Origin of the sequence: Frankia sp. AiPs1 (genome assembly GCF_023716945.1) — a bacterium.
In the GTDB taxonomy this organism is placed as follows: Bacteria; Actinomycetota; Actinomycetes; order Frankiales; family Frankiaceae; genus Frankia.
In genome coordinates, this window is sequence record NZ_JAMQQF010000680.1 from 1 (window position 1) to 2,889 (window position 2,889).

Sequence of the window (2,889 nt, forward strand, 5' to 3'; positions counted from 1 at the left end):
GGGCGAACGCGGGCGCGAACGGCTCCGGCGGATGGCCGATCTCCGGGCCGCCAAGCCCGAGGCCGACGACGCCCCGCTCGGCGAAGCGCGCCGCCCAGCGGGCCACCTCGGTCGCCGCCTCGACGGGCAGCACCCGGTCGATGTCCGGGGTCAGGCGCACCTCGACGCCGAACCGCTCCCTGGCCTCGATCGCCCCGTCGGCGTAGCCGTTGAAGATCTCCTCGACCCGTACGCCGCGCTGGACCCGGAACCACGGCGAGAAGATGCCCTCCACATAGACGGCACCGTGGGCGGCCGCCTCGGCGGCGTAGTCGACGACGATCTGGCGGAAGTCAGCCTCGGTCCGCATCACCTGCGTCGTCATAACCCAGACCTGGATGAAGTGGTTGAAGTCGCGGAAGCGGTACAGCTCCGCGAGGCCCTCGACCGTCCGCGACGGCAGGGCCTCCTCGTTGCGCCGCGCCATCTCCAGCAGCGTTGCCGGCCGGACCGTCCCCTCCAGGTGCACATGCAGCTCGATCTTCGGCCCGGTCGCCGCCGGGACCACGGCCGGGGACCCGGCGGACTCGCTCATCGGGCCAATCTATGGCGTCCCGCCCGCCGCGGGCGCCAGGGAGCAGCCCGGTACCGGCGGGGAGCCCGTACCTGCTCGCCCTTCCAGCGGCCTCGGAGCCCGACTCGTCCTGCTGGAAAGGCAAGGAGGTCGAGATCAGGTGGCCGAGACGAGGGGAAGCGCGGTGGAGGAGAAGTGCGAGGCGACCCGGTCGTCGGTCGGATCCTGGGCCGGGTCGCGGTGGACGACGAGATGGCGGTAGAGGGTGTCGCGCTGCGCCGGGATGCGCCCGGCCGTGCGGATCAGACTGATCAGCTCGGAGCGGTTGGTGCGGTGGCGGGCGCCCGCCGAGGAGACGACGTTCTCCTCCAGCATCACCGAGCCGAGGTCGTCGGCGCCCATGTGCAGGGTGAGCTGGCCGACCTCCTTGCCGGTCGTCAGCCACGAGCCCTGCAGGTGGGCGATGTTGTCGAAGAACAGCCGGGCGACGGCGACGAGGCGCAGGTACTCCAGCGACGTGGCCTGGGTCCGCCCGCCGAGGTGGTTGTTCTCCGGCTGGTAGGTCCACGGGATGAACGAGCGGAAGCCGCCGGTGCGGTCCTGCACGTCGCGGATCATCTTCATGTGCTCGATCCGCTCGGCGTTCGTCTCGCCGGTGCCCATCATGAAGGTCGCGGTCGATTCCAGACCGAGGTTGTGCGCGGTCTCCATCACCGACAGCCAGACGTGGCCGGGCTCCTTGAGCGGGGCGATGGCGTGCCGGGGGCGCTCGGTGAGGATCTCCGCGCCGGCGCCGGCGAAGCTGTCCAGGCCCGCGTCGCGCAGCCGGGTGATGACCTCGGGGAACGTCAGACCGGACGTGCGGGCGATGTGCACGACCTCGCTGGCACCCAGCGAGTGCAGGGCGAGCTGCGGGTAGGCCGCCTTGATCGCACCGAAGGCCTGCTCATACCACTCGATGCCGAAGTCGGGGTTGTGGCCGCCCTGGAGCATGATCTGGGTGGCACCGAGCTCCACGGCCTCGCCGCACTTGGTGACGAGGTCGTCGACGTCGCGGACCCAGCCCTCGGCGTGCTTCGGCGCGCGGTAGAACGCGCAGAACCGGCAGGCCGTCACGCAGATGTTCGTGTAGTTGATGTTACGGTCGATGATGTAGGTGGCGATGCCGTCGGGATACCGGCGGCGGCGCACCGTGTCCGCCGCGCTGCCGAGCGCGTGCAGCGGCGCCCGGGTGTAGAGGGCCAGGGCCTCCTCGGGCGAGATGCGGCCGCCCTCCGCCGCCCGGTCCAGAATCGACCGGATCTCGCCGGCGCCGTCGCCCCGACCCACCGCAGTCTCGCCGTCGGCATCCACAAGGCTCATGGCGCGATGGTACGACCTGGGTCCCGATGCCGGACCACGTCGAGCTCAGGCCGACACCGGGACGGTCAGGGTGGATCAGCCGGACGATCAGTAGCCGGACCGACCGCCGGCGTCGGCCGGACCGGTACCCGGGGGGACGTCCGCGTCGTAGCCGCTCGACGACCGCTCACCATAATCGGCATCGGAGCTGCCAGCCGACCGCTCGCCGTAACCGGCATCGGAGCTACCGGACCGCCGCTCACCAGGGCCGCCGGCTCCGGACCCGCCGGACGGACGCTCGCCGTAGCTCTGCTCTGATCCGAAGCCGCCGGACGGCCGCTCGGCGTGGCCGTGCTCCGCGCCGTAGCTGCCCGGATGGCTCGGGGTCGAGCCGGTGGTCGGGCCGCCGGCGGTCGGGGGACTGCCCGGGGCGTTGTGACCGGGGCCGTGCGCACGACTGGTGAACTTCTGCTGCACCTGCTTGATCTTGGCCCGGTTCTCGGGCTTGTTGGCCGCAGCCTTGGCCTTGTCGACCATCTCCCGGGTCTTCGGGCTGTGCAGGAATTCGTTGATCTTGCTTGAGATGCTCGCCATGAGGTCGGTGTACCTATCCGACGGCGGTTTTACGCCTGCCGGTCAAGCCGCTGCGCGCTGCGTCACCCCGGACCGCCCGAGGAACCCCCGAAGGTGTCCTTTGCCTGATTCCACAGGCTGTCCACCTGGTCGCCCACGCCGCTCCTGACCGAGGTGGCCGCCTTGTCCCACAGCCGGCTGCGCTGCTCGTCGACCATGGACGCGATCTGGTCGGCGGCGGAGAGCAGGAGCAGGACAACCAGAACGAAGAGGATCGTCCGCTTGAAGGGGATCCGCAGCCGGAACCGGCGGCGCGGGCGCCGCGGCGCCGGGGGGTCATGAGGTTCCGGCGCCCGGTCGCGGGGGCGCTCGACGACCGGGCGCGCCGCCGGTTGCGGGCGCGCGGCATCGCCGCGGTCGGC

3 protein-coding genes and 1 pseudogene are annotated in these 2,889 nt (G+C 71.4%); all 4 read right to left on the reverse strand.

From position 1 onward, the window contains the following. Nucleotides 1-574: adenosine deaminase (locus ND748_RS29295; RefSeq protein ID WP_374216068.1), on the reverse strand; the 574-nt coding region annotated here is incomplete at its 3' end. A gap of 135 nt (nucleotides 575-709) precedes the next feature. After that, complete coding sequence (mqnC, locus tag ND748_RS29300) at nucleotides 710-1,915, reverse strand: cyclic dehypoxanthinyl futalosine synthase (RefSeq protein WP_251749432.1); 1,206 nt, start codon at nucleotides 1,913-1,915, stop codon at nucleotides 710-712. A gap of 87 nt (nucleotides 1,916-2,002) precedes the next feature. After that, entirely contained in the window at nucleotides 2,003-2,488 is a 486-nt protein-coding gene (locus tag ND748_RS29305; RefSeq protein ID WP_251749434.1) for a hypothetical protein, read from the reverse strand. 62 nt (nucleotides 2,489-2,550) lie between these two features. After that, nucleotides 2,551-2,889 (reverse strand): annotated as a pseudogene (locus ND748_RS29310) (serine/threonine protein kinase); the annotation flags it as partial.

Coding starts and splice junctions, on each gene's coding strand:
- ND748_RS29305 (WP_251749434.1), bottom strand. CDS start 2,488: ATGGCGAGCATCTCAAGCAAGATCAACGAATTCCTGCACAGCCCGAAG.
- mqnC (WP_251749432.1), bottom strand. CDS start 1,915: ATGAGCCTTGTGGATGCCGACGGCGAGACTGCGGTGGGTCGGGGCGAC.